The organism is Pseudarthrobacter sp. NPDC058362, assembly GCF_042723515.1.
Taxonomy (GTDB): Bacteria; Actinomycetota; Actinomycetes; order Actinomycetales; family Micrococcaceae; genus Arthrobacter.
In genome coordinates this window covers 235433-259213 of record NZ_JBHXIW010000004.1, presented here as the reverse complement: position 1 = coordinate 259213, position 23781 = coordinate 235433, and the positions used below count along the sequence as shown (strand labels likewise).

Sequence of the window (23781 nt, the reverse complement as noted above, 5' to 3'; positions counted from 1 at the left end):
TCACGGGACGGAATTAAAAAAGGATCATGTGCGTTCCAAAATTACCACAGGCGCCGTCCGCGGACGGCCCGGACCGGCGCGGTGCTGGTCACACGCCCTGCTCCACAGGCGTCCGGATCCGCCGCTAGGCTTTCGTTATGCCGACACCTCCCCCACTGCCGCGCGATGCCAACCCCAGCTGGATGGGACATGTCCAGCCGCAGGACTACCGTCCCGCTCCCGGGCATTTCGGCCCCGCCGTGCAGCCTGCGGCGCCTCTTGGCGGACCACCTGGCTGGTGGGGCGTTCCCGGACCGGCCGCGACGCGCCGCCGCGGCGGGCTGGTATGGCTCACGTTTGCCGTCACTCTGCTGGCGTTCGCCAGCCTGTTTCTGGTGGTCCCGCCGCTGCTGGCCAGCACGGGCCCTGCCGGGTTTCTGGGCGGTTTTGTAGCCTCCCTCTTTCCCTTGGCGGTTGTACTCCTGACAGTCAGGGTGATTGACCGGTGGGAGCCGGAACCCAAGCGCCTGCTGTACTTCGCCTTCACGTGGGGCGCCGCGGTGTCCATCGCCGCGACGATGCTGCTGCAGCCGCTGTTCCTGGTCGGGGCGGAGTTCCCGAGCGAAGCAGCGCTTCGGACCTACCTCGTCACTGTCCAGGCGCCGATCGTGGAGGAATCAGCCAAGGGTTTGGGACTGCTTGTCCTGTTGCTGGCCGCGCGCAGGCATTTCGACGGGCCGGTGGACGGCGTGGTATTTGCTTTCACCATCGCCGCAGGCTTCGCATTCACCGAAAACATTCTGTATTTTGGCCGTGCCATCGCTGATCCGGTCGTGTCAGGGGACCTGGCGCAGGTGTTCGTCCTCCGCGGCATCATGTCCCCCTTTGCCCACGCGGTATTCACCGGCACCACGGGGCTGGTCATGGGCTTCGCTGCCCGGCGCGGGCGTGCTTGGACAGCCGTGATGGCATTCGCCGTGGGCGTGCTGCCGGCCATGTTCCTGCACAACCGTTGGAACAGCATGGGCGAGAACTTCCTGGCTGAATACGTGCTGGTACAGGTACCCCTCTTCCTGGCCGCCGTGGCCGGCATCGTGGTCCTGCGCATTGCCGAGAATCGACTCACCCGGCAGCGCCTGTTGGAGTACGCCGCCGCGGGCTGGTTCACCGTGGACGAGGTGGAAATGCTTGCCACAACGGCCGGACGGCGTGCGGCGCTGAGATGGGCGGGCGGGCTCGGTCGGAAGCGGCAGATGAAGGAGTTTGTGGCGGCGGTGACCCGGCTGGCTAACATTCGGCAACGGATCCTCAGCGGCCGGGACGTGCCACTCCACCAGGCCGAAGAGCGGCTGCAGCTGCAGCGCGTGCTGGCGCTCAGGGCCGCCGTAGCCGGCTGAACCGAAACAGCAAAGGAGCCGGCCGCCTGGTTGGCGGTCGGCTCCTTTAGCGGGGTTGGTCCTGTCAGTGGGTCTCCAGCTACGCCAGCAGCGAGGGTTTCAGCTGCTGCAACCGGCCCAGCAGTCCGTTGATGAACTGCGGCGATTCGTCGGTGGAAAGCGTCTTGGCCAGAGCCACCGCTTCACTGACGGCGACGCCGTCCGGAACATCGTCGTTGTAGAGCAGTTCCCAGGTACCTATCCGGAGGATGATGCGGTCCACGGACGGCATCCGTTCAAGGCTCCAGCCCTGCGAATAAGTTTCCAGGAACTCGTCGATGGCAGTCTGCCGGGAGACAACGCCTTCGATGATGTCCACGGTGTACGGATTGACCACCTGGTCCGTTTTTTCCCGCCGCGCCCGGAGGACGTCGAAGGCCGACACCGAACGCTGTTCGGCCTCGAAAAGAACATCAAGGGCCCTGCTACGGGCTTTGCCGCGGGCGCTCACTACTCAGAGACCCGGCCGAGGTAGCTGCCGTCGCGGGTGTCCACCTTGACCTTGGTGTTGTTCTCAATGAACAGGGGAACCTGGATCTCGTAGCCGGTCTCCAGCGTCGCGGGCTTGGTGCCGGCGGACGAGCGGTCGCCCTGGAGGCCCGGCTCGGTGTACGTGATTTCGAGGACTACGCTCGGCGGCAGCTCGATGTAGAGGGGGTTGCCCTCGTGGATGGCGATGTTGACCATCTGGTTTTCGAGCATGAAGTTGGTGGCGTCGCCAACGGTGGCCCCGGAAACGGTGATCTGGTCGTAGTCCGAGGTGTCCATGAAAACGAAGTCGGCGCCGTCCTGGTACAGGTACTGGTAGTCGCGGCGGTCAACCGTGGCGGTTTCGATCTTGAGGCCGGCGTTGAAGGTCTTGTCCACAACCTTGCCGGACATCACGTTCCGCATCTTGGTGCGGACGAATGCACCGCCCTTGCCCGGCTTCACGTGCTGGAACTCGATAACGTTCCAGAGCTGGCCCTCGAGCTTCAGGACCGTTCCGTTCTTGATGTCGTTAGTGGTTGCCACTGGTTTCCTCTGGTTTCTGTTCCTGGCCGCGTGGTCAGGCTTCGTATGCCGGCCGGCAGGGTCGACGGCCTGCCAGCGCGTGTTTGTCAAAAATCGCGGGTCTGCAAAAATCCAAGAACTATTCTACCGGTAAATCCAACCGGCTTTCGGGCAGGGCCCCGGCCATGCACCCGGACGGGCCCGGACGACGACTTTCAGCAGGCCAGGTCCAGCACATCCCGGGCGCGCTGCAGCGCCACCGTCGACGAATAGATTTGTGCGGCATCCGCCGACTGCGCCACACGCAGGTCCAGCGCCCGGGTGAACGAATCGACGGCGGCCGAAACCTGGCCGGCGGCGTACTGGGTCTTACCGAGGAACTGCAGCGCCTGCGCCTCCATCGGGGTGCCCTGGACCTCCGAGAGCAACTGCCGGAAGAGCTCCACGGCGTGGTCCAGGCGCTTGGAGACCAGGAGCACCTCGGCTTCGAAGGCACGCAGGCGGAACGACTCGGGATCGGCGAAGCGGGCTTCCGCCAGAAGCTCAGCCGCCTCGGCTGCCTGGCCCTGGACCAGCAGAACGAAAATCCGGTCCGCGGGGTCCCGGGACGCATCCAGCGCAGCCTGGCACGCCTCGGAGTTCACGATCTGCGGCAGGAGTGTCTCCGGGTTGATCCGGATGCCCGGGAACCCGGTTTCCGGCCAGTCACTGGTTCCGGTCACATCGCCCTGCATCAGGAAGCGATTTCCTGGTAGGCGGCAAAGAGCAGTGACGTATCCGGAACATCGAGGATGCCCGGCCTGGCGATGCCGTCCAGCACCACGAAACGCAGGAGGTCACCGCGGGACTTCTTGTCGCGCCGCATTCCGTCCAGCAGGCCCTGCCAGCGGTCCCGCCGGTATGTTACCGGCAGCCCAAGCCCCTCAAGTATGCTCCGGTGCCGATCGGCATCGGCATCACTGAGCCGCCCAACGCTGCGGGCCAGTTCCGCGGCGAACATCATTCCCACGGACACGGCAGCGCCGTGGCGCCACGAGTACCGCTCCACCAGTTCGATGGCGTGGCCCAGCGTGTGGCCGTAGTTCAGGATCTCCCGCAGTCCGGATTCCTTGAGATCTTCGGAGACTACCGCGGCCTTGACAGCAATGGCCCGTTCGATGAGTTCGCGGATGACCGGGGACTGCGGATCGACGACGGCGGCCGCGTCCTTCTCCACCAGGTCCAGGATGGCGGGGTCGGAGATGAACCCGCATTTGATGACCTCTGCCATCCCGGACACAATCTCGTTCCGGGGCAGTGTCTGGAGGGTATCAAGGTCCGCAAGGACGGCGGCCGGCGGGTGGAAGGCGCCCACCAGGTTCTTGCCCTCCGCGGTGTTGATCCCGGTCTTTCCCCCCACGGCTGCGTCCACCATGCCCAGCAGGCTGGTGGGCATGTGGATGACCTTGACCCCGCGAAGCCACGTTGCCGCGACAAAGCCAGCCAGGTCCGTGACGGCGCCGCCGCCCACGGCCACGATGGCGTCGGACCGGGTGAAGTCGTTTTGTCCCAGGACCTGCCAGCAGAACGCGGCGACCTGAATGTGTTTGCCTTCCTCGGCGTCCGGGATCTCGGCAGTGAGGGAGGTGAAGCCGTCCTCCGCCAGTTCGTCCCTAACGGTGTCACCCGTCAGGCGGAGCGCGCGGGGGTGGATGACCAGCACGCGCCGCACCCGCTCCCCCAGCAACGCCGGAAGGTTACCGAGCAGCCCGCGTCCGACGACGACGTCGTAATTTTCCGCGGCACTGGCGCCAGTAACTTTGATGACCGTTGATTCGGTACTCACTTTTCAACTTCCTGTTGGGCAGCTGCGAAGTCACGCAGCGCTGCTTCCAGCCGGGCGCCGAGCTCGGCCACCGAGCCGTGCCGGACGTCCAGGGTGATATCCGCAAGCCGCTCGTAAACAGGCCTGCGGGTGGCGAACATGGCCTGCCAGCGGCCCATGGCGTCGCCTGCCAGCAAGGGGCGGCCGGAGTTTTTGGCGATGCGCGACGCGACCGTATCGGCGTCGCATTCGAGGTACACCACGGTACACCGGCTGATGATCTGCTGCGTTCCCGAATCGAGCACCGCCCCGCCACCAAGGGAGATCACGGTGCCCTGGCCTTCCGCGGATTCCACGGCGGCGGCCACAGTCCGCGCCTCGATTTCACGGAACGCGTGTTCACCGCGGCCGGCGAAGATCTCGGCGATGGATCCGTGGGTTGCCACGACCACCGCATCGGTGTCCACAAACGGGGCACCCAGCTGCTGCGCCAGTTGCTGGCCAAGGGCCGACTTCCCCACGGCCATGGGGCCGATGAGCACGATGGGGCGCTTTTCCGGCCCGGTGAAGGCGCCGTCTTTGTTGCGGTGGGGCACTACTGGCCGATCGAGTCCAGGGAGGCCGGGATGTTGTCCAGGTAGCCCTTGATGTTGCGCGCCGTCTCCGCCACCGAGTCACCGCCGAACTTCTCCATGACGGCTTCGGCGAGGACCAGTGCAACCATGGCCTCCGCCACGACGCCGGCGGCAGGGACTGCACAGACGTCGGAGCGCTGGTGGTGTGCCTTGGCCGGTTCACCGGTGCTGACGTCGATGGTCTTCAGGGCGCGCGGTACGGTGGCGATGGGCTTCATGGCTGCCCGGACCCGCAGGACATCACCGATGCTCATGCCGCCCTCAATGCCACCGGCACGGTTGCTGGCGCGAATGATGCGGCCGTCCGCGTCCCGGACGATTTCATCGTGCGCCGCGGATCCACGGCGGGCAGCGGTACGGAAGCCGTCGCCCACTTCCACGCCTTTGATGGCCTGGATGCCCATAAGGGCTGCGGCAAGCCGGGAGTCGAGCCGGCGGTCCCAGTGGACGTAGCTGCCCAGTCCGGGCGGCAGTCCGTAAGCGAGGACCTCCACCACGCCGCCCAGCGTTTCGCCCTCCTTATGCGCCGCATCGACCTCGGCGACCATGGCGTTTGATGTGTCGCGGTCAAAGCAACGCAGCGGGTCGGCGTCCAAGGCAAGGACATCCGAGGGGACGGGAAGCGGCCGGCCCTCGGGAACCGTGACGCTGGCAATGGAGACTGTGTGGCTGACCAGTTCAATGCCGAGGTGCTTCAGGAGCTGCGCGGCAACGGTGCCCATGGCTACACGGGTGGCGGTTTCGCGGGCGCTGGCGCGCTCAAGGACTGGCCGGGCTTCGTCGAAGCCGTACTTCTGCATGCCGGTGAAATCTGCGTGCCCCGGGCGGGGCCGCGTCAACGGCGCGTTGCGGGCCTGGTCGGCCAGGGCTTCTGGTTCAACGGGGTCGGCAGACATGATCTGCTCCCACTTGGGCCACTCGGTGTTTCCCACCTGGATGGCAACCGGGCCGCCCTGGGTAATGCCGTGACGGACGCCGCCAAGGATGGTGACGACGTCCTGTTCGAACTTCATGCGTGCGCCGCGGCCATAGCCAAGCCGGCGGCGGGCGAGCGAGTCGGCAATGTGGCCGCTGGTGATTTCCACCCCGGCGGGGACGCCTTCAATAATTCCCATCAGAGCCGGGCCATGGGATTCACCGGCTGTCAACCAACGCAACATATCTTCCATCCTGCCACGGGGGGCGGTCACAAAGCCCGTCGGGGAAGGCCGACTGAGGCGCACATCACATCTATGACGGCTGCGTTGACGTCGCCGTCGCGGCGTGTAAAAAGCCGCACCTGCTCCACGGCCTGGTAGAGCAGCATCTCCAGTCCCGGGACCACGGTGCCGCCGCCGGCCTGCCAAACGGAGGCGGCGAGGCTGGGCCAGGGATCATACGCCACATCCAGCAGCACGCCGGGAGTTCGGGTTTTCAGGGCGGCGATTTCGGAGCCTAGACCATCCGCGGCCCGGGGCGGCAGAGTGGAGATGACGACGTCGGCCTCCGCCGCGGGGCGGGCAGCTTCAGTCAATGGACGGACGTCCAGATCCAGGCCCAGGCTGCCGGCAGCGGCGCGGACATCCCCGGCGCGGGAGGGGTCACGGACATAGACGTGCACGCGATCCGTGCCCAACTCCTTCAGCGCGGCCACAGCCGACGCCGCGGTGCCTCCCCCGCCCAGGATCACGGCGGACGGGGCCTGGCCGGCTCCCCCGTGCCGGAGCGCATTGACGATACCGGCCACGTCCGTGTTGTAACCGATAGTCCGGGCGGCGTCCCCCCCGTCCTCGAAGGACACGGTGTTCACCACCCCCAGCGTCCGGGCAATGCCGCGGACCTCGTCCAATTCTGGCAGGATGGCGGTTTTCAATGGCATGGTCACCGAGAGGCCACGCCACCCGGGCTGGTGCCGGACCTGCTGCATGAATCCGGGCAGCAGCTCCTCGGTGACGTCGATGGCGGTGTAGCTGATGTCCATCCCTAGCCGGGCGTAGGCTGCCCGGTGCAGTGCCGGCGACTTTGAGTGGCCGATGGGATGGCCCAGGACAGCAGCCCTCAGGCTCACGTGCAGCGTCCTTCATTCGCCCGGCACCAGTTGTTGTACTGCTCCACGTAGGCGTTGTGCTCAGCCAGCGTCTTGGCGAACTTGGTCTCCCCGGTGTCCAGGTTGATGGTGACCCAGTACAGGAAGTCGTTCTTGGTGGGCTTGGCGGCAGCGTCGATGGCCGTCCGGCCCGGGGAACCGATGGGGCCAGGCGGAAGGCCGGGGTTCGCGTACGTGTTGTACGGGTTCGACTTGTCCCGGCGCTGCTCTTCGGTGAAGTTGAAGCTGCGCGTCCCCAGCCCGTAGGTCACGGCGGAGTCCACCTGGAGGTAGCCGTTGGTCTGGTCGTTGGGCTTAAGGCGGTTGTAGATGGCGCCGGCAACGTTGCCGTAGTCCGCCTGGCCGCCTTCGGCCTGGACGATGCTGGCTACCGTGACGGCCTGGTACTGCTTGGCGGGGTCCGTGATTCCCTGCGCCACCAGTTCGTCCACCGTGGTGTCCACCAGCTTCTGCAGGATGTCCTTGGCCGAGGTACCCAGCGGGAAGCGGTACTCTCCCGGCGCCAGGTATCCCTCGAGGTTCTTGGCGGCGGGGGGCAGGCCGAACTGGGCCGGTTTGTCGCTGAAGGACTGCAGGTCCTGGATGGAAATGCCGGATCCTTCGGAGATGGCCTGAAGGGACTCGCCGATCCGCAGTCCGGCGCTTAGCGCAAAGTAGATGACCTTCTCCGACCCTTCGCCCAGGAGGACGCTGACGGCGTCGGAGTTCTTCATCTCCCGCTTAAACGTGTAGTCGCCCGGAGAGAGGGTTCCGCCCGAGGCGTTGAACGCCTGCAGGAAGGTGTCTGCGTTGGCGATGACCTGTTCGTTTTCGAGGGTGGCAGCGACTGAGCGGCTGCCTTCACCGTTGGCGACGGTCACCTGGACCTCTCCCGTGCCGGGGCCGGGAAAATCGCTGGGCCGGGAGTCGCCAAGGAGCGGTTTGAGGAACTGCGCTCCCACTGCGACCGCGGTGATAAACACGGCCAGCGTGAGGAACAGTGCAAGAATCCGACGGCGGCGCCGAACCTTCTTTGAGGGCCGCGGCGGTGCGGCAACCGCGGCCGGAAGCAGACCGTGGTGGAGATCGTCGTCGTGATGCTGATCTTCGTGGAGCTCCGGGTGGTGAAAGTCCTCCCTGAGGAGAACCGCGTCCTGGTGCAGCCCATCATCGTAGCCGTGACCGTGGCCCGGCTCTTCCGCGTAGTGCTGACCCGCGTAGTGGGGTTCGTCCACGAGTGGCGCGTCAGGCTGCTGTTCTGCACCGTGATGCGCTTCAATCCGGAGGTCCTGGCGCACGTTGATTCCAGGCGGTGTCACCGGAGCGGGCGGCACCGTGGCAGCGGCAGGCTCCTGCGCGGCGGGCGGTTCCACAGGGGCCGGCGGCACGGCCGGCTCTTCCTGCGGCAGGGCCACCGGTGGCTGGACCGGCTGGGGCGGGATGTCATGGCCCGTCTCATAGGCCTGCTCCGGAACGGCCCCGTGCTTGCCGGTCTCAAGGCTCTTTTCCCGGGCGCGCAGTTCCTTCCGGGTCAGCGGACGCCCGGATCCTCCGGCCCGCGAGCCGGAGGCGTCGTCGATGTTGGCAGGGCTCACTGTTGCCTTCCATTATCTGAAGATCGGGCCGTATCCACCGGCAGGTCCCGGGCGGGCTGGTCCAGTCCGCCGGATGCCGGCTCGATGGCAGGGGCCGGCGCGTCCACTCGTGAACCGACGTCCGCTCCCCTGGCTTTTTGCATGTCGATCGCGTGCTGGAGGATACCTGCCGCCGCGACCTGGTCAATTACTTTACGGTGGTCCCTGCTGCTCATGCCAGCCTGATGCAGGTTGCGGTGGGCTGTAACGCTGCTGAGCCGCTCGTCCACCAGGTTCACAGGCACCTCGAGGCCACGCGCGGACAGCTCGGCAGCCAGGAGCCCGGCGTAGTCCGTGGCCATCTGCGCCGACGCCCGCTCCTCGCCCTTGAGCGTCCGGGGCAGCCCGACAAAGACCTGCACTGCGCCGAGGTCCGCGGCGAGGTCCGCGATGATGCGCACGTCCGAGTTCTTCTTGGCGTTGCGGTCCAGGGTCTTGTAGGGCGTGGCCAGGATCGAGTCACGGTCGCAGAGCGCCACGCCGACCCGGACAGTGCCTACGTCCACCCCCAGTTTCACGCCCTGGGGGTATCCGCCGGCCGGTTCAGGATGGGTCATGATGAGGTTTAGCGGGCCGAGATGGCGTCGACAATGGCGGTGAGGGCAGCGGGAACCTTCGTCGCGTCGGTTCCGCCGCCCTGGGCCACGTCGTCCTTGCCGCCGCCACCGCCGCCGAGAACACCGGCGGCCAGGCGTACCAGCGCACCCGCCTTGACACCGAATTCGCGGGCAGCCTCATTGGTGGCCACCAGGACCATGGGACGGCCGTTCGCCACACCCGCTACCGCCACCGTTGCCGCGGCGGAACCGAGCCGGTTGCGCAGGTCCAGGGCGAGCCCGCGAAGATCATCCGCACCGCTGACGGTCCCGGCGTCGTGCGCAATCACGCTGACGCCGGCGGCGTCCCTGGCGCTGCCCACCAGCTGCGCTGCCGAAGCGGCCAGCTGTTCCTTGCGCAGCCGGTCCAGTTCCTTTTCCGTGGCCTTCAACTTGGACAAGGTGGTGGCGATGCGGTCGGCCAGCTGGCCGGAGGGAACCTTCAGCATCTCCGTCAGTTCCGTCACCAGGGCACGCTCGGCAGCAAGGTGGCGGAAGGCATCCATGCCCACGAAGGCCTCGACGCGGCGGTTTCCAGAACCCACCGACTGTTCGCCGAGCAGCGAGAGGCTGCCGATAAGGGACGTGTTGGCCACGTGCGTACCGCCGCAGAGCTCGCGGGACCAAGCGCCGTCGATTTCCACGACGCGGACCTCGCTGCCGTAGTTCTCGCCGAACAGCGCCATGGCGCCCAGTGCCTTCGCCTCGGCCAGGCCCATGACCTTGGTTTCCACCCGGAAGTTGTTGCGAATGGCGAGGTTGGAGACTTCCTCGATTTCGGACCGGGTGGCCGTGCTCAGGCCTTCGCCCCAGGCAAAGTCGAAGCGCAGGTAGCCGGCCTTGTTGAAGGAGCCGCGCTGGGTGGCTTCCGGCCCCAGGATCTGGTGCAGTGCAGCGTGGACAATGTGGGTGCCGGTGTGCGCCTGCTCTGCGGCATGGCGCCGTTCGCGGTCGACGGCGGCACGCACCAGGGCGTCGGACGCAATTTCGCCCTCGCGGACAATGGCCTTGTGGACGCTCAGGCCCTTCAGCGGACGCTGGACGTCCAGGACCTCGACGACGAAGCCGTCACCCGTGATCAGGCCGGTGTCCGCTGCCTGCCCGCCGGCCTCGGCGTAGAACGGCGTCTCGGAGAGCACCAGTTCGATTTCGTCGCCCGTGGACGCCTGCTGTACCGGAAGTCCGTTGGTGAGGATCCCGCGGACCCGGGATTCGCCGTCGAGCTCTGTGTAGCCGGTGAAGATAGTTTCGCCCTGGGCGAGGATCTCCTGGAAGGCGCTGAGGTCGGCGTGGCCGCCCTTTTTGCCCTTGGCGTCGGCCTGGGCGCGCTGCCGCTGTTCCTGCATGAGGCTCCGGAACGCCGCCTCGTCCACTTTCAGGCCCGCTTCCTCTGCCATTTCGAGGGTGAGGTCGATCGGGAAACCGTAGGTGTCGTGCAGCGTGAACGCGTCCGAGCCGGACAACGGGCGGTTGGCCGCCTTGGACTCGCGGACCGCGTCTTCAAGCCGTGCAGTGCCGGAGGCGATGGTGCGCAGGAACGCCTTTTCTTCGGCGTAGGCGATCCGGCTGATGCGGTCGAAATCGGTTTCCACCACGGGGTAGACACCCTTCATGGCGTCCCGCGAGGCCGGCAGCAGCTCCGGCAGGCAGGCCTGCTCGACGCCCAGAAGGCGCATGGAGCGAACGGCGCGGCGGATCAGGCGGCGCAGCACGTAGCCGCGGCCCTCGTTGGAGGGGGTGACACCGTCGGAGATGAGCATCAGCGCGGAGCGGATGTGGTCGGCCACGACGCGCATCCGGACATCATCCGTGTGGTGCGGGTCGTCATCGGACTCTGCGGACGTGTATTCCTTGCCGGAGAGCTCGGCTGCCTTGTCGATGACAGGACGCACCTGGTCGGTCTCGTACATGTTCTCGACGCCCTGGAGGATCATGGCGAGGCGTTCCATGCCCAGGCCGGTGTCGATGTTGCGCTTGGGCAGCTCCCCCAGCACATCGAAGTCTTCCTTGGAGCGGACGTTGTCGATCTGGTACTGCATGAACACGAGGTTCCAGATCTCGATATAGCGGGTCTCGTCGGCGAGGGGGCCGCCTTCAACGCCGTAGGCCGGGCCGCGGTCGTAGTAGATCTCCGAGCACGGGCCCGCCGGGCCGGGCTGGCCGGTGTGCCAATAGTTGTCCGACTTGCCCATCCGCTGGATGCGTTCTGCCGGGACGCCGGTGTTCTTCAGCCACAGTTCGGCAGCCTCGTCGTCCTCCTGGTACACGGTGACCCAGAGGCGTTCCGGCGCGAGGCCGTAGCCGCCGTCGTCAACGCTCTTGGTGAGCAGTTCCCAGGCGAACCTGATGGCGTCTTCCTTGAAGTAGTCGCCGAAGGAGAAGTTGCCGCACATCTGGAAGAAGGTGCCGTGGCGGGCCGTCTTGCCCACTTCTTCGATATCGCCGGTGCGGATGCACTTCTGGACGCTGGTGGCGCGCGAGTAGGGGGCTTCCTCACGGGCAGTGAGGTACGGGATGAACGGCACCATGCCGGCCACCGTGAACAGCAGCGAGGGGTCGCTGGATACCAGCGACGCGGACGGAACCGCCGTGTGGCCCTTGCTGACAAAAAAGTCCACCCAGCGCTTCGTAATCTCCTGCGACTTCATGTGCTGTCTTCTTACCCTTCTTGGTCCGCGCACCTGCACGGATTGATCGTTCATTGGCAGGCCCAAGGATGGTCCTGCCGGTTTGCTTCCGGCCTGCCGGGGGTGGCGGCCAGGGCGGTCAGCGGCGGGCCGCGTCCGCTGGCTCGACGCCCAGGGCCGAGCGGAGGTCGGACTCCCGCTCATGCATGCCGGCCCGCACCGCATCGGCGAAGTCGTAAATGCCGTCCGCAAGCCGGCCCACGGCCCGGTTCAGGCCTTCCGGTCCAAGATTGGACTGGGCTTCGGTCACTTTCTTGAAGGCGATGACTCCGATAGCCACGCCAATTCCCATCCAGACAAGTCTTTTCATGGTCTGTCTCTTCCGTGGTTCAGCGGCTGCGGCGGCCGGTAGCGGGCTTCTTACGGTTGGCCAGCGCGGTCCGGACGCCGTAGCTGAAGGCCGCGACCTTGATCAGCGGCGATCCCATGGTGGCGGCAACCAGTGAAGAAAGTGCAGACAGGTTCGCCGAGGCGTCAGAGACGTTGGATGAGATCCCGTCCACCTTCTTGAGCTGCTGGTTGGTGGTGGAGACGGTGGCCGTCACCTCATCCATGAGTGGAGTGGCCCCGTCACTGAGCGACCGGATGGCGGTGCGCACCTCGTCGAACACCCTGCCCAGTTTCATGATGGGCACTGCCAGCAGCAGCACCAGGAGCGCAAACACCCCGGCAGCGATCAGGCCGGCAATATCGCCACCAGACATATACGTTCATCTCCTCGAAATCCTGTGGATCGGCATCACCGCGGCGCGCCCCGAAAAGGGCTTCGCCGCAGATGTCCCCCAAGTACCTTACATACAAAGAAGCCCGCGGCGCTTGCCACGGGCTTCTTTGGATACGCTGCTGGGATTTAGCGTGCGTAGAATTCGACGACGAGCTGCTCTTCGCAGGTCACGGGAACCTCGGAGCGCTTGGGGCGGCGGACCAGGCGGGCCTGCAGTGCCTCCAGCTTGACGTCCAGGTAGGCCGGAACGGCGGGCAGCACGTCGCGGTGGGCGCCGGCTGCTGCAACCTGGAGCGGAACCATGGTCTCGCTGCGGCTGTGGACGTGGACCAGCTGGCCCTCGCCGACGCGGAACGACGGGCGGTCGACGCGGACGCCGTCAACCATGATGTGGCGGTGCACAACAAGCTGGCGGGCCTGGGCGATGGTGCGGGCGAAGCCGGCACGCAGGACCAGGGCGTCAAGACGCATTTCGAGCAGTTCGATGAGGTTCTCACCGGTCAGGCCCTTGGTGCGGCGGGCTTCTTCGAAGGCACGGGTCATCTGTGCTTCGCGGATGCCGTACTGGGCGCGCAGACGCTGCTTTTCGCGCAGACGTACGGCGTAGTCGGAGTCCTGCTTCTTGCGGGCGCGGCCGTGCTCACCGGGGCCGTACGGGCGGCGCTCCATGTACTTGGCGGCCTTGGGGGTCAGAGCAATGCCGAGGGACCGCGAGAGGCGGGCCTGACGGCGAGCACGAGTGTTGTTAGCCACTTGTGTCCTTCCAATATCTGCGGTGTGTCAGTGTTACTGGCCTCCACGATGGAGAGCATCGGCCAACCGCTGCCTTTTGCTACTGGGCGCAGGGCATAACCTACTTGAAGAAATTCAAGGGGATTGTGCGTCCGTGCCTTGCCAGACAAACATCTATCCTACCACGGCGCCTATGTGCCGCGGATAATCTTCCGCAGCCGCTCCAGCCGTACCGCGATGTCCCGTTCGGCGCCGTTGGCCGTGGGCTGGTAGTAGTCCTTGCCCACCAGGTCGTCCGGCGGGTACTGCTGGGTGGCCACGCCGTGCGGGGCGTCATGGGCATACTTGTAGCCGAGCCCGTGCCCCAGCTGCTTGGACCCCGGATAGTGCGAGTCGCGCAGGTGGGCGGGAATACCATTGCCCAGCCCGGCGCGGACATCCGCAATGGCCTTGTTGATCCCGAGATATGCGGCGTTGGACTTGGGGGCGGTGGCCAGGTGGACCACAGCCTCGGCCAGGATGATCCGGCCCTCCGGCATGCCGATCAGCTGCACTGCCTGGGCTGCGGCCACCGCGGTCTGCAGGGCGGTGGGGTCCGCCATGCCGATGTCCTCCGCCGCAGAAATCACGATCCGCCGTGCCACGAAGCGGGGGTCCTCCCCCGCCTCCAGCATGCGGGCCAGGTAGTGCAGTGCCGCGTCCACGTCCGAGCCGCGGATGGACTTGATGAACGCGCTGGCCACGTCGTAGTGCTGGTCCCCGGCGCGGTCGTAACGAACGGCGGCGACGTCCAGGGCACGTTCGGTGTGCTTAAGTTCGACGTTCACGGGAGCGCCATCGCCGACGGCGGCGTCATCGGCGTCGCCAAACGCGACGCCGGCAGCGGCCTCCAGGGCGGTCAGCGCGCGCCGGGCGTCACCGCCGGAGAGCCGGACCAGGTGTGCCAGGGCTTCGCCGGAGAGCTCGACCTTGCCGTCCAGGCCACGCGGATCCTGGACAGCACGGAGCAGGAGTCCTTCGATGTCGGCATCAGTGAGCGGCTTGAGCGTCAGCAGCAGGGACCGGGAGAGCAGCGGGGACACCACCGAGAAGGAGGGGTTTTCCGTGGTTGCGGCCACCAGCACCACCCAGCGGTTCTCAACGCCGGGCAGCAGGGCGTCCTGCTGCGCCTTGTTGAAGCGGTGGATCTCGTCCAGGAACAGGACGGTGGTGGTCTTGTAAAGGTCCCGGGCCGTGAGGGCATCGTCCATGACGCGCCGGACGTCCTTCACGCCGGCGGTAATGGCGGACAGCTCCACGAACTTGCGGCCCGGGCCCCTGGCGATCACGTGGGCCAGGGTGGTCTTGCCCGTCCCGGGCGGTCCCCACAGGATCAGTGAGGCCGGCCCGGCTGGCCCCGCGGCCTCCGCGCCTGCCGCCAGCTGGCGGAGCGGCGAGCCGTGGCCCAGCAGGTGCTGCTGGCCCACCACCTCGTCGAGGTTGCGCGGCCGCATGCGGACTGCGAGGGGGCTGCGCGGAGCAGTACCGCTGCCTGCGCCGGGTTTGGCGCCACCGTCCGGCCCGTCGTCGTCGCCAGCATCCTGCCCGAAGAGATCATCCACATAGATAGGCTACTTGCAGTCAATCATTCGGCCCGCGCCGACAGCCCTCCCCCGCGGGATGGCAGTTCACAGCAATGTTGTGAAGTAACACTGCCGCGAAGTGCCATCCCGCGGAGGGGACGTACAGAAGAGGAGGCCGACATGTCCGCAGCCCGGGGCGCGCGCCCGCCGTCCGTGCGCACTACGTTCGTGCCCGGCGCCCGGCTGCCGGGCTGGGCGGCGCGCTTTGGCAGCGCCCATGGCGGCTGGTCTGTCAGCGATGACGACGACGGCGTGCGGCTTCTGGCGGCCGACGGCACCGCGGCGCTGCTCCAGCCGCCATGGCCAGTGGACGGCCGGCCGGGGCGCGGAGCGGACGTCCTGGAGCGGCTGGCCTCGCTGGCTTCCCAGCCGCGCCGGGTTGGGCTGCTGCTGGTGCGGCGGGGAGGCTACGGCATAGGAGTAACCTCCGAGGGCAGGCTACTGGCCAGCAAGGCGGGAACCCGGTACGTTCAGGGACGCACGTCCGCGGGCGGCCAGTCCCAGCAGCGCTTTGCCCGCCGCCGCGGAAATCAGGCTGATGCGCTGGTGGATGCCGTTGCCGCCCAGGCAGCAGCGCTGTTCGGCTCCGCCCCGCCGTTCGAGTACCTTGCGCCCGGCGGCGACCGGACGCTCGCGGAGCAGGTCCTGGCGCACCCGGCCCTGCGGGACTACTCGGGTGCGCCCAGGCTGGCCTGGCTGGACGTACCCGAGCCGCGTGCCGCCGTCGTCCTTAAGGCTGCCGGCGACGCCTGCTCCGTGCGGGTCCAGGTGACCGACGGGCCCGGCGGGGACTGACTCAGCCCGTAATTGCGCCTATTAGTTCAGGGTCCAGGACCGCTTGGACAGGCCGTACCAGAACCCGTCGATGGCGGTCTTCGCCTCGATATTCCCGGAGCCGTACGCCGCACCGAGGGCGACGTAAAGCGGAGCCCAGTGCTCGCTGCGCGGGTGCGCCTCCCGGGCGGCAGGCGCCTTCTTCATGAAGTCCAGGATGGCGTCAACATCGCCGCGGGTCATGGCCTCCTCCGCCCAGTGGTCGAATTCGCTGGAGGCCGACGGCGGCGCGACGTCAGGTCCGCCGGCCGGGTTGAACCAGCGCAGGTTGTGCGTAGTGAAGCCGGAACCGACAATCAGCGTTCCGCGCTCGCGCAACGGGGCCAGGGAGGTACCCAGCGCAAAGAGGCCCTGCGGATCCAGCGTAGGCATGGACATCTGCACCACGGGAACGTCCGCGTCAGGGTACATCTCCTTCAGGGGAACGTACGCGCCATGGTCCAGGCCGCGGCTCTCGTCGCGGTCCACGTGGTATCCGCGGCCGGCCACCAGCCGCTCCACCTCGGCGCCGAGCTCCGGCGCCTGCGGGGCGTTGTACTGCACCTGGTAGTACTTCGGCGCGAACCCGCCAAAGTCATAGACCAGGCCGGGACTACGGGTGGTGGCACTGAGCGAAACGGGGGCGTTTTCCCAGTGCGCCGACACCATCAGGATGTCCTTGGGCTTCCCAAACGTCCCTGACCAGTCCGCCAGCTGGCGGGTCCAGGTGGCGTCATCCGCAAGGGGCGGGGCGCCGTGGCTGAGGAAGAGTACCGGGGGAAGGCCAAGTGTTTGCGTCATGCAAACAAGGATATCCAAGTTTACTTGAAGCTTCAAGCGTGGGGTTTAAAAGACCTCCCCGCCGCCGAACCATGCCGGCAGCGGGGAGCTTTTCGAAGGTCTACGGGCCTTACTTGCCTTCGGTCTTCTTTTCCTCGGGCCTGGCCTGGGGCTTGAAGTCCACACCCGCTTCCTTGCGCTGCTGCGCGGTGATGGGAGCCGGAGCCTGGGTCAGCGGATCGTAGCCATTGCCGGTCTTGGGGAAAGCAATGACGTCGCGGATTGACTCGACGCCGGCCAGCAGGGCAACGACGCGGTCCCAGCCGAAAGCGATGCCACCGTGCGGCGGCGCACCGAACTTAAAGCCTTCCAGCAGGAACCCGAACTTGGTCTGGGCGTCCGCACGGTCCAGGCCCATGAGTTCGAACACACGCTCCTGGACGTCGCGCTGGTGGATACGGATGGAACCGCCGCCGATTTCGTTGCCGTTGCAGACGATGTCGTACGCGTAGGACAGCGCAGACTCCGGGTCCTTGTCGAAGGTGTCCAGGAACTCGGGCTTGGGTGAGGTGAACGCGTGGTGCACGGCGGTCCACTTGCCGGCGCCGACGGCAACGTCACCGGAGGCAACGGCCGCGGCGGCAGGCTCGAACATCGGCGCGTCCACCACCCAGCAGAAGGCCCAGTCGTCCGGGTTGATCAGGCCGGTACGGTGGCCGATCTCCACGCGGGCTGCACCCAGCAGGGCGCGGGACGGGGTCTTCTCGCCGGCAGCGAAGAAGATGCAGTCGCCCGGCTTGGCGCCGACGGCCTCGGCCAAGCCGGCACGTTCGGCGTCCGTAAGGTTCTTGGCCACGGGACCGGCCAGCTCGCCGTCCTCCTTGTAGAGGACATAGGCGAGGCCCTTGGCGCCGCGCTGCTTGGCCCATTCCTGCCATGCATCGAGTGCGCGGCGCGCCTGTGAAGCGCCGCCCGGCATCACCACGGCACCGACATAAGGGGCCTTGAACACGCCGAAGTTGGTGTCTTTGAAGAACTCCGTGAGCTCGGTGAGCTCCTGGCCGAAGCGCAGGTCCGGCTTGTCGGAGCCATAGCGCGCCATGGCGTCCGCATAGGTGATCCGCTGGATGGGCGTGGGAATCTCCACATCGATCAGCTTCCAGAGCGCTTTGACCAGGTTCTCGCCCAGGCTGATGATGTCGTCCTGGTCCACGAAACTCGCCTCGATGTCCAGCTGGGTGAACTCGGGCTGGCGGTCCGCGCGGAAGTCCTCGTCACGGTAGCAGCGGGCTATCTGGTAATACTTCTCAAAGCCGCCAACCTGCAGGAGCTGCTTGAAAAGCTGCGGAGACTGCGGCAGGGCGTACCAGGAACCCGGCGCCAGGCGTGCCGGAACCACAAAGTCACGGGCACCTTCCGGCGTCGAACGCGTCAGCGTGGGCGTTTCGATCTCCACGAAGCCGTCCTGGTGCAGCAGTTCGCGGGCCACCCGGTTCGCCTCGGAGCGCAGGCGGAGGTTGCGTGCCGGGCCCGGACGGCGGAGGTCCAGGTAACGGTGCTTGAGGCGCGCTTCCTCCCCCACCTCCACGTGCTCGTCGATCTGGAACGGCAGCGCTTCCGAGGTGTTCAGGACGGTGACGTCCTCGGCAATGACTTCGATGTCGCCGGTGGCGAGTGCGGGGTTCTCGTTGCCGGCGGGCCGTTTGGAGACGGTGCCGGTGACCTGCAGGACGTACTCGTTGCGCAGGCCGTGGAAGACCTCTTCCTCGCGGACCACCACCTGGGCCACGCCGGACGCGTCACGGAGATCAACAAATGCCACGCCACCGTGATCGCGGCGTCGGCCAACCCAGCCGGCCAGGGTTACGGTTTGTCCAATGTTCTCGGAACGAAGGGATCCGAGGTCATGTGTGCGCAGCACAGCACGCCTTTCTAGAGACGACAGCAGGAAATCAGTGGAAATTAAATAGGATCGTCCAGGAACGATCCCGTCTGAGTTTACCCGCTTGAAAGGCACGGTCCCCGCATGGGCGCACATCCGCAGCTGCAGCGGAGGCTCGGCACTGCCGACGCCACGATCATCGGCCTTGGCTCCATGCTGGGCGCGGGCGTGTTCGTGGTCTTCGGCCCCGCAGCGGCATTGGCCGGCACCATGCTGGCCGTTTCCGTGCTCCTGGCAGGGGCCGTGGCCTACTGCAACGCCGTGGCGTCCGCGGCATTGGCTGCGCGATACCCCACCAGCGGAGGAACATACGTTTACGGCCGGGAGCGGCTGGGGCCGTGGCCCGGCTTCATTGCCGGCTGGGGCTTCGTCACCGGGAAGACGGCGTCCTGCGCCGCCATGGCGCTGACGTTCGGCAACTATGTGGCGCCCGGGTACGCCGTGCCCGTGGCCATCGCTGCCGTCGTTGCGCTTACCGGGGTCAACCTGTTGGGCATCACCCGCACCGCGCTGCTGACCCGCATCCTGCTCGCCGTGGTGCTGGCCACCCTCGCCTTCGTAGCCGCTGCCGCCGTCATCGGTCCGCACCCCTCCGGCGGAGCGGAGGTAATGCAGGGATCGTACGACGGCGGCGCGGCGGCACCCGGGGGTATCCTCACCGCGGCGGGCCTGATGTTCTTCGCTTTCGCCGGTTATGCGCGGATCGCCACGCTGGGTGAGGAGGTCAAGGACCCGGCACGTTCCATCCCACGGGCCATCCTGGCCGCGCTGACCGCGGCTTTCGCCATCTACCTGGGGCTGGCACTGCTCCTGCAGAACCACCTCCGCGACGGCCTGCTGGCGGCGTCCCGGACCCCGCTGCTGGATGCAGTGCTGAACTCACACCTTGCCGCCGGCGCTGCCGTGGTCCAGGCCGGAGCCGCAGCAGCCTGCCTGGGCGCCCTCCTGGCCCTGATCACCGGCGTCGGACGCACCACTCTGGCCATGGCCCGCGAACGCGACCTCCCCTCGCCGCTCGCCAGGGTGGGGACACGCCACCGGGTGCCTTTCGCCGCGGAACTTGCCGTGGCCGCCGTCGTCATCCTGCTGCTGGTCAGCGTGGATGTCATGACCGTGGTGGGCTTCTCCAGCTTCGGCGTTCTGGTCTACTACGCGGTCGCCAACGCCGCCGCGTTCACACTCCATCCGCACCCCGGCTTCGCGCCCAAGTGGCTGAACGCTGCCGGGTTCCTGGGCTGCCTGCTGCTGGCTTTTACGCTGCCGCCGGCGTCCGTGGCAACCATGGCCGCGGTTCTTGCCGGCGGCGTGGCCGGCCGCTGGCTGGTGCTGCGCTTTCGGCGCTAGTTTCAGGCCACCGCTGCGGTGACGGTGCTGGCAACCTGCACGGCGAGATCTTCAGACGGCGGCATCCAGGTCTCGGGGGCTGCGGCCACCTGCTCGCCGGTGCGGATGTCCTTGACCTGGTGCGTGCCATCGTCGTCCGTGAACCAGACGAAGGGGATGCCGCGGCGGTCCGCGAACTTGATCTGCTTGCCGAACTTCTCCGCCTTCGCCGCCACCTCGGTGGGAATGCCGCGGCTGCGCAGCAGCGCCGCGACGTCCTGGGCGGCGTCCCAGCTGTCATCATGCGTCAGCGCCACCAGCACTGCTGTGGGCACCGACCGCGATGCCTTCGCGAGTTCCTGGCTGAGGATCCTCGAGACCAGTCGGGTGACGCCGATGGACAGGCCCACGCCCGGGAACTTGCGGTTTCCTTTCGACGCGAGGGCATCGTAGCGGCCGCCGGAGCAGATCGAGCCCAGCTGCTCGTGACCCACCAGGACGGTTTCCACCACGGTGCCCGTGTAGTAGTCCAGGCCGCGGGCGATGCTGAGGTCGGCCAGGACTTTGCCCGGCGCGCGCTGCACGGCGGCGGTGATGACCTGTTCGAGCTCGGACAGGCCTTCCTCCAGGAGCTCATTGGTGACGCCCAGGGCGCGCACCTGCGCCACGAAGGACGTGTCTTCGGTACGGATACCAGCCAACTGCAGGGCCTTCTCCGCCTGCTCCATGGTGGCTCCCAGCTCTTCCCGCAGCAGCTCGGCAACCTTGGCCGGCCCCACCTTTTCCAGCTTGTCGATGCTCCGCAGCACCCCTGCCGTATCCGTCAGCCCGATACCGCGGTAGAAGCCCTCGGCCAGCTTGCGGTTGTTGATCCGCAGGCGGAAGTCGGGAATGGGCAGCGCGCTGAGGGCCTCTGCGATGACCAGTGCGATCTCAACGTCATAACGAAAGGGAAGGTCGCCGTCGCCCACTACATCGATGTCCGCCTGCGTGAATTCCCGGGCCCGTCCCTCCTGGGGGCGCTCACCGCGCCACACCTTCTGGATCTGGTAGCGCCGGAACGGGAACGCGAGGTAGCCGGCGTTCTCCACGACGTAGCGTGCAAAAGGCACCGTGAGGTCGAAGTGCAGGGCCAGGGCATGCGGGTCCGCCTTGCCCCCTTTAACGGGGTTGTCGCTCTCATCCTCCTGCAGGCGGCTGAGGCCGTACACCTCTTTGTCAATCTCGCCCTTGCGCAGGAGCTGCCCGACGGTTTCCACTGCGCGCGTCTCGATTGAACTGAAGCCGTGCAGTTCGAATACCCGGCGCAGCGTGTCCAGGACGTGCAGCTCCACCAGCCGCTCCTCGGGAAGCCACTCAGGGAATCCGGACAGGGAGGCGCTGCGTGCCATGGAGTTCTCCTCTTGGTGAAGGCTGCCGGGACACTGCCGGCCTCCGAAAACGGTCCGCGGCGGAGCTGTCCAGCCAGTCATGCATAAACTATGTGCGGCAGTCAGTTTATGCGCCTTCAGCCGGCATCTCTAATACGGCAGGCATGTGCGCTGGCTGGACAGGGAACTGCGGGCGGCCGGAACGGCGGGCGCGCAGCACTACTACGAGGAGGACCCTTGGCGGCCAGTTCACGCAGCGCGCGCGAGACAAAACGGCGCATCCAGCAGATGGAAGCCAAGCGTGAGCTGCGGAGGGACCAGGAAAAGCGGCGCAAACGCGACAATGTCATCGCCGCCGGCGCCGGCACGGCGGCCGTCGTGCTCGCCGTCGCCCTCCAGCTCACGGCCTTCGCCGGTAACCCCACGGAGGAAGAATTCGCCGCCGCGCAGGCCGACCTTGCCGGGCCGTCTGCCTCCGCCGATCCCTCTGTCCAGGCCACGAACGCTGCCAACATCCCCGCCGCCGACACGGCTGCCGGCAAGACCTTCACCGGCGAGCTCGTCCTGAACGGAACTGCGCTCGGCGTTGAACTGGACGGCACCAAGGCGCCGCAGGCCGCTGCCGTCTTCAAGTCCCTCAGCGATGAAGGGTTCTATTCCGGCAAAACCTGCCACCGGTTGACCACCGGCGAGTCGTTTGCGCTACTTCAGTGCGGGTCGTCCGACGGCACCGGTGAAGGCGATGCCGGCTACAGATGGGGTCCCCTGGAAAACACGCCGGGGGACAATGCCTACCCGGCAGGCACCATCGCCGTGGCACGCAGCGGAAACAACACGTACGGCAATGGCACCCAGTTCTTTATCGTTTACAAAGACACGGTCATTCCTGCAGACAGTGCAGGCGGTTACACCGTGGTGGGCAGGGTGACCTCCGGGCTGGATACGGTCGCCAATATTGCGGCCGCTGGAATCACGCCGGGCGGCAGTGCAACAGACGGCGCACCTGTGGAACCAGTCACGATAGACTCGTTTTCTCTGAAGTAGGAAGCCTGGCCGAGCGGCTACGGTGCAGTACGTGAGTATTTCCCTCCAAGCGAAAGACTTTTAGCGGTGACAGACAGTCAGAAATCCGACGAAACAGCAACAGACGCGTCCGAAGGGGCGGCGGCCCCTGCGGCTCCAGCACCCGCTCCGTCCCCGGTGCCCCGGCCCGCAGCGCCCTCACCCAAGGCTTTCGCCTCCCGGCCCAAGCCCGCTGCCGCAGCTCCTGCCGCCGCCCCGGTCCAGGCGCCTCCGGCCACTTCGCCGGAAGAGGCCGCCAAGTGGGGCCGCGTTGAAGGCGACGGGCACGTCTTCCTGACCATCGACGGCGGCGAGCATCCCGTGGGCCAGTACCCCGGCGTGAGTGATGAGGAAGCTCTGGCCTACTTCGCACGGAAGTATGACGACGTCGTCGCGCAGATCGTGCTGCTGGAACAGCGCGTTGGCTCCAAGGCCCCCAGCACCGACATGCAGAAGACCGTTAGCCACCTGCGTGAACAGCTCGCAGAGCGGAACATGGTGGGTGACCTCCGCGCGGCAGAAGCGCGCCTGGACAAGCTCGAAGGCCAGATCACTGAGCTGGAGCAAGCTGAAAAGGCCGAGCATGACGCCGTCCGCGCGTCGGAGCTGGCTGCCCGCGAGGCGATCGTGGCCGAGGCCGAGCAGATCTCCGGCCAGGACCCGGCCCAGACGCAGTGGAAGACCTCGAGCGCCCGAATGAACGAGCTGTTCGAGAACTGGAAGGCCGCCCAGAAGAGCGGCGTCCGTCTGGGCCGCAGCAACGAAGATGCGCTGTGGAAGAGGTTCCGCGCCGCCCGCACCGTGTTCGACCGGCACCGCCGGGCCTACTTCTCCCAGCTGGACAGCAACAACTCCGCTGCCAAGGCCGCCAAGGAGAAGCTGATCGCCGAAGCCGAGGCACTGTCCTCATCTACGGACTGGGGCTTTGCCGCCGGCGAGTACCGCCGGCTCATGGACCAGTGGAAGGCCTCGCCGCGTGCCAGCCGCAAGGATGATGACGCCTTGTGGGCACGGTTCCGAGCCGCGCAGGATGTGTTCTTCACCTCGCGCCAGGCCGCCAACGACGAAATCGACCAGGAATACGCCGCGAACCTCACCGTGAAGGAAGCGCTGCTGGCCGAGGCCAACGCCATCCTCCCGGTCAAGGACCTGGCCGCTGCCAAGAAGGCACTGCAGTCCGTGCGGGACCGCTGGGAAGAAGCCGGCAAGGTACCCCGGGCGGACATGGGCCGGATCGAAGCCGGGCTGCGGAAGGTGGAGGACGCCGTCAAGCAGGCCGAGGACGAGCAGTGGCAGCGTTCCAACCCTGAACGCAAGGCACGCACCAACAGCGCCCTGTCCCAGCTCGAATCAGCCATCGCAGGACTCCAGGAGGATTTGGTGGCTGCGGAGAAGACCGGGGATCAGCGGAAGATCGCCGCTGCCCGCGAGGCGCTCGAAGCCCGCCAGGCCTGGCTCGACCAGATTCAGCGCTCGGCCAGCGAACTGGCCTGACGTCCTTTCCTCCCTGGTGCGGGAGGACCTCCGGCAGGCCCGGTTCCGGTTATCCACATAACCGGAACCGGGCCTGACGCTGTTGAAGCT

General features: G+C 66.8%; 22 protein-coding genes. 5 read left to right on the top strand and 17 right to left on the bottom strand.

The features are described 5' to 3' along the window. Window positions 1-137: 137 nt before the first annotated feature. Window positions 138-1376 carry a PrsW family intramembrane metalloprotease gene (locus ACFWIX_RS10920; RefSeq protein ID WP_377216134.1) on the top strand — a complete coding sequence of 413 codons (1239 nt, stop codon included), beginning with the start codon at window positions 138-140 and terminating at the stop codon, window positions 1374-1376. Window positions 1377-1455: 79 nt separating this feature from the next. Here the strand turns inward: ACFWIX_RS10920 and nusB are convergent, their stop codons facing one another. From nusB to ACFWIX_RS10850, 14 genes are all read right to left on the bottom strand, one after another. Next, window positions 1456-1866 (bottom strand): transcription antitermination factor NusB, encoded by a 411-nt coding sequence (gene nusB, locus ACFWIX_RS10915; protein WP_377216133.1) that lies wholly within the window; start codon window positions 1864-1866, stop codon window positions 1456-1458. Continuing rightward, window positions 1866-2429, bottom strand: a complete 564-nt coding sequence (efp, locus tag ACFWIX_RS10910; protein WP_377216132.1) for an elongation factor P — start codon at window positions 2427-2429, stop codon at window positions 1866-1868. Before efp ends, nusB begins: the two co-directional genes overlap by 1 nt. Window positions 2430-2623: 194 nt before the next feature. Beyond that, on the bottom strand, window positions 2624-3142 hold the full coding sequence (locus ACFWIX_RS10905) for a tetratricopeptide repeat protein (protein WP_377216131.1): 519 nt from the start codon (window positions 3140-3142) through the stop codon (window positions 2624-2626). Then, window positions 3142-4233, bottom strand: coding sequence for a 3-dehydroquinate synthase (gene aroB, locus ACFWIX_RS10900; RefSeq protein ID WP_377216130.1), 1092 nt, complete (start codon window positions 4231-4233; stop codon window positions 3142-3144). The genes ACFWIX_RS10905 and aroB overlap by 1 nt, the downstream gene beginning before the upstream one ends. Then, on the bottom strand, window positions 4230-4739 hold the full coding sequence (locus ACFWIX_RS10895; protein ID WP_377216193.1) for a shikimate kinase: 510 nt from the start codon (window positions 4737-4739) through the stop codon (window positions 4230-4232). The genes aroB and ACFWIX_RS10895 overlap by 4 nt, the downstream gene beginning before the upstream one ends. 68 nt (window positions 4740-4807) lie before the next feature. Beyond that, on the bottom strand, window positions 4808-6007 hold the full coding sequence (gene aroC, locus ACFWIX_RS10890; protein WP_377216129.1) for a chorismate synthase: 1200 nt from the start codon (window positions 6005-6007) through the stop codon (window positions 4808-4810). A 26-nt stretch (window positions 6008-6033) separates the two neighbouring features. Then, a complete protein-coding gene (locus ACFWIX_RS10885; protein ID WP_377216128.1) occupies window positions 6034-6894 on the bottom strand; it encodes a shikimate dehydrogenase in 861 nt (286 codons plus the stop codon). Then, window positions 6891-8507, bottom strand: a complete 1617-nt coding sequence (mltG, locus tag ACFWIX_RS10880) for an endolytic transglycosylase MltG (RefSeq protein WP_377216127.1) — start codon at window positions 8505-8507, stop codon at window positions 6891-6893. Before mltG ends, ACFWIX_RS10885 begins: the two co-directional genes overlap by 4 nt. Then, window positions 8504-9103, bottom strand: a complete 600-nt coding sequence (gene ruvX / locus ACFWIX_RS10875) for a Holliday junction resolvase RuvX (protein ID WP_377216126.1) — start codon at window positions 9101-9103, stop codon at window positions 8504-8506. Before ruvX ends, mltG begins: the two co-directional genes overlap by 4 nt. Window positions 9104-9111: 8 nt before the next feature. Continuing rightward, window positions 9112-11790, bottom strand: coding sequence for an alanine--tRNA ligase (alaS, locus tag ACFWIX_RS10870; protein ID WP_377216125.1), 2679 nt, complete (start codon window positions 11788-11790; stop codon window positions 9112-9114). A 118-nt stretch (window positions 11791-11908) separates the two neighbouring features. After that, entirely contained in the window at window positions 11909-12139 is a 231-nt protein-coding gene (locus tag ACFWIX_RS10865; RefSeq protein WP_377216124.1) for a DUF6167 family protein, read from the bottom strand. A gap of 19 nt (window positions 12140-12158) precedes the next feature. Further along, window positions 12159-12533: a DUF948 domain-containing protein gene (locus ACFWIX_RS10860; protein WP_377216123.1), complete on the bottom strand. Its 375-nt coding sequence runs from the start codon at window positions 12531-12533 to the stop codon at window positions 12159-12161. 146 nt (window positions 12534-12679) lie between these two features. Continuing rightward, window positions 12680-13306, bottom strand: a complete 627-nt coding sequence (gene rpsD, locus ACFWIX_RS10855; RefSeq protein WP_066276228.1) for a 30S ribosomal protein S4 — start codon at window positions 13304-13306, stop codon at window positions 12680-12682. A gap of 170 nt (window positions 13307-13476) precedes the next feature. Further along, complete coding sequence (locus ACFWIX_RS10850) at window positions 13477-14886, bottom strand: replication-associated recombination protein A (protein WP_377216122.1); 1410 nt, start codon at window positions 14884-14886, stop codon at window positions 13477-13479. Between the two features lie 141 nt (window positions 14887-15027). Between ACFWIX_RS10850 and ACFWIX_RS10845 the strand changes: the two genes are divergently transcribed. Continuing rightward, on the top strand, window positions 15028-15702 hold the full coding sequence (locus tag ACFWIX_RS10845) for an acVLRF1 family peptidyl-tRNA hydrolase (protein ID WP_377216121.1): 675 nt from the start codon (window positions 15028-15030) through the stop codon (window positions 15700-15702). Window positions 15703-15723: 21 nt separating this feature from the next. On the opposite strand, the gene ACFWIX_RS10840 is transcribed toward ACFWIX_RS10845, so the two are convergent. After that, window positions 15724-16521, bottom strand: coding sequence for a dioxygenase (locus tag ACFWIX_RS10840; RefSeq protein ID WP_377216120.1), 798 nt, complete (start codon window positions 16519-16521; stop codon window positions 15724-15726). A 109-nt stretch (window positions 16522-16630) separates the two neighbouring features. Next, on the bottom strand, window positions 16631-18421 hold the full coding sequence (gene aspS / locus ACFWIX_RS10835) for an aspartate--tRNA ligase (protein ID WP_377216119.1): 1791 nt from the start codon (window positions 18419-18421) through the stop codon (window positions 16631-16633). A gap of 105 nt (window positions 18422-18526) precedes the next feature. Between aspS and ACFWIX_RS10830 the strand changes: the two genes are divergently transcribed. Continuing rightward, a complete protein-coding gene (locus ACFWIX_RS10830) occupies window positions 18527-19786 on the top strand; it encodes an APC family permease (RefSeq protein WP_377216118.1) in 1260 nt (419 codons plus the stop codon). Between the two features lie 2 nt (window positions 19787-19788). Here the strand turns inward: ACFWIX_RS10830 and hisS are convergent, their stop codons facing one another. Then, window positions 19789-21156: a histidine--tRNA ligase gene (hisS, locus tag ACFWIX_RS10825; protein ID WP_377216117.1), complete on the bottom strand. Its 1368-nt coding sequence runs from the start codon at window positions 21154-21156 to the stop codon at window positions 19789-19791. A 216-nt stretch (window positions 21157-21372) separates the two neighbouring features. Between hisS and ACFWIX_RS10820 the strand changes: the two genes are divergently transcribed. Together ACFWIX_RS10820 and ACFWIX_RS10815 are read left to right on the top strand one after the other, a co-directional pair. After that, window positions 21373-22179: a peptidylprolyl isomerase gene (locus ACFWIX_RS10820; protein WP_377216116.1), complete on the top strand. Its 807-nt coding sequence runs from the start codon at window positions 21373-21375 to the stop codon at window positions 22177-22179. A gap of 66 nt (window positions 22180-22245) precedes the next feature. Then, window positions 22246-23691: a DUF349 domain-containing protein gene (locus ACFWIX_RS10815; protein WP_377216115.1), complete on the top strand. Its 1446-nt coding sequence runs from the start codon at window positions 22246-22248 to the stop codon at window positions 23689-23691. Window positions 23692-23781: the final 90 nt, after the last annotated feature.

What these genes read in the sequence shown, in the direction of transcription:
- ACFWIX_RS10920 (WP_377216134.1), top strand. Translation starts at nt 138, where the DNA reads ATGCCGACACCTCCCCCACTGCCGCGCGATGCCAACCCCAGCTGGATG.
- ACFWIX_RS10905 (WP_377216131.1), bottom strand. Translation starts at nt 3,142, where the DNA reads ATGCAGGGCGATGTGACCGGAACCAGTGACTGGCCGGAAACCGGGTTC.
- ACFWIX_RS10895 (WP_377216193.1), bottom strand. Translation starts at nt 4,739, where the DNA reads ATGGCCGTGGGGAAGTCGGCCCTTGGCCAGCAACTGGCGCAGCAGCTG.
- aroC (WP_377216129.1), bottom strand. Translation starts at nt 6,007, where the DNA reads ATGTTGCGTTGGTTGACAGCCGGTGAATCCCATGGCCCGGCTCTGATG.
- ruvX (WP_377216126.1), bottom strand. Translation starts at nt 9,103, where the DNA reads ATGACCCATCCTGAACCGGCCGGCGGATACCCCCAGGGCGTGAAACTG.
- alaS (WP_377216125.1), bottom strand. Translation starts at nt 11,790, where the DNA reads ATGAAGTCGCAGGAGATTACGAAGCGCTGGGTGGACTTTTTTGTCAGC.
- ACFWIX_RS10865 (WP_377216124.1), bottom strand. Translation starts at nt 12,139, where the DNA reads ATGAAAAGACTTGTCTGGATGGGAATTGGCGTGGCTATCGGAGTCATC.
- ACFWIX_RS10860 (WP_377216123.1), bottom strand. Translation starts at nt 12,533, where the DNA reads ATGTCTGGTGGCGATATTGCCGGCCTGATCGCTGCCGGGGTGTTTGCG.
- ACFWIX_RS10845 (WP_377216121.1), top strand. Translation starts at nt 15,028, where the DNA reads ATGTCCGCAGCCCGGGGCGCGCGCCCGCCGTCCGTGCGCACTACGTTC.
- ACFWIX_RS10840 (WP_377216120.1), bottom strand. Translation starts at nt 16,521, where the DNA reads ATGACGCAAACACTTGGCCTTCCCCCGGTACTCTTCCTCAGCCACGGC.
- ACFWIX_RS10830 (WP_377216118.1), top strand. Translation starts at nt 18,527, where the DNA reads ATGGGCGCACATCCGCAGCTGCAGCGGAGGCTCGGCACTGCCGACGCC.
- hisS (WP_377216117.1), bottom strand. Translation starts at nt 21,156, where the DNA reads ATGGCACGCAGCGCCTCCCTGTCCGGATTCCCTGAGTGGCTTCCCGAG.